This is a genomic window from Thermoactinomyces daqus (assembly GCF_000763315.1).
In the GTDB taxonomy this organism is placed as follows: Bacteria; Bacillota; Bacilli; order Thermoactinomycetales; family Thermoactinomycetaceae; genus Thermoactinomyces_A; species Thermoactinomyces_A daqus.
On record NZ_JPST01000032.1, the window covers coordinates 1 to 1867 of the forward strand.

The following is a 1867-nucleotide window of genomic DNA, read 5'->3' on the forward strand; positions in this document are numbered from 1 at the left end:
TGTCAACGCCGGGATTAAATTGACCCACTTCAGCCGGTTTAAAATTGACCCACCCCGGTGCCTCATTTAGCCTTTGAAGGTTCCCCGTAAACTCCACTCGTCAGCTTCTCACGCAATCGGTAACTCTGTCCACGGATATTCAATACGTGTGAATGGTGAAGCAATCGATCCAACACCGCAGTTGCCAGGATCGGATCACCCAAAAGCTCTCCCCACTCCCCAAAACTTTTATTGCTGGTAAGCAAAATGCTTCCACGTTCGTATCTGGCACCGACGACCTGAAAGAACAGGTTGGCTGCCAAGCTATCCAGGGGGAGGTAGCCCACTTCATCAATCACCAGAACTTTGGGCCGTATATACACTCTGAGCCGTTTGTCCAAGCGGTTTTCCTCATAAGACTTGCGGAGGTCTTCAACCAGATGCGTCAGACTCACGAAGTAGACGGAGAGTCCTTTGGCGATGGCCTCTATGGCCATCGCAATGGCCAGGTGCGTTTTTCCCACGCCCGGTGGTCCGAGCAGGATCAGGTTTTCATTCCGCTGAACGAAGGTCATGGTGGCCAGTTCCCGGACGAATCTTTCGTCGAGGCTGGGTTGAAAAGAGAAGTCGAAGTCGTCCAGGCTCTTCCGGTAAGGGAGACGTGCCAATTTGGTGCGAACCTCGAGATTCCGACGCTTTCGCTCCGTCAGTTCTGCTTCCAACAACTCTCCCAAAAACGCCAGGTATGTGTACTGTGCATGTTGTGCGGCTTTCAGCCGCACATCCAGAAGCTCGGAAGCCCGATGGAGACCCAATTCCTCGAGCCGAAAGCGGACTTGTTCCAGTTCCGTCATGGGCTCACCCCTGTCAATTGCTCGTACACCTCAAGTGAGCGAACTTCCACGTCATGAACGGGAATCTGTGTTGCACGGGGGCGTGGAACCAGATAACCCTGCGCAAGCGTGAGCCCCTTGTATTGGTCGGGACAAGTTCGGATCTCTCTGGACTTTGTGGTCTTTTCATGCCTGGATATCAACTCGTATCCGATCTGGACCTCCACCTGGCCCACAAATCCGTCCTGGCTCACCCGGCGTCGTTCCAACAGATATGGCTTCCAGTGTTCTCTCGGGGGAAGGCACTTCAGCTTTTCCTGTTTCAGACGATCGCAAGGCCGTTCACCGGTTGTCCCGTGGATTCGGCGATTCTTCTCATCGCACCAGGAGATTGCTTGTCGGTTCAAATCTTCCAGATCCACAAACCGCCGACCAGGCAGAAAGTTTTCTTTCACAAACCGGATGCTACGCTCCACCTTGCCTTTCGTTTGGGGCCGCCGGACACGACAGACGCGTGGAACAAATCCCGCTGTCGCCGCGAAGTCGGCGAACAGCGCGTGCCACCGCGGTTTCCGGTCATTCTCCATCCCCAGGATCACCGTTTTCATCCGATCCGTTAGGATGACCTCCGGAATCCCACCGAAATACTCAAACGCATGAACCATGCAGCGGAGGAAACTGTGAATGTCGCATCGCTTGGCAAACTCCACGTAGATCGCCCGAGAGTAGCCGAGCACCATGACAAACACGGGTACTTTGTGCACTTGTCCCTCCGGGTCGGTGTACTCACAAATCCCCCAGTCCACTTGCGCTTGTTCACCGGGACGCGTCTCGTATCTCTGAACAGCGGGAAGCTGTTTGGGAGGCCGGAAAGCTTTGATGTAGTCTTTGAGGATGGTACGGCCTCCCTGGTAACCATGCTCTTGAAGAAGTCGAAAGAGAACTTCGCAATTGAAGATGCCTTGTTCCATGTACTGATGAATCAGCGGTTTGAAGGGATCCAGTTTGGATGGCCGCTTAGAGCGGGGCTTCCGCTCCGGAAGCCCCTGAGTGCG

The 1867-nt window shown here is 54.3% G+C and carries 2 protein-coding genes; both read right to left on the minus strand.

Translation table 11 applies throughout. The features are described 5' to 3' along the window. Positions 1-62: 62 nt before the first annotated feature. Positions 63-833 (minus strand): IS21-like element helper ATPase IstB, encoded by a 771-nt coding sequence (gene istB / locus JG50_RS0113425; RefSeq protein ID WP_033101634.1) that lies wholly within the window; start codon positions 831-833, stop codon positions 63-65. Then, positions 830-1867 (minus strand): IS21 family transposase (gene istA, locus JG50_RS0113430; RefSeq protein ID WP_033101635.1); only part of this gene is annotated, 1038 nt, incomplete at its 5' end. The genes istA and istB, both read right to left, overlap by 4 nt.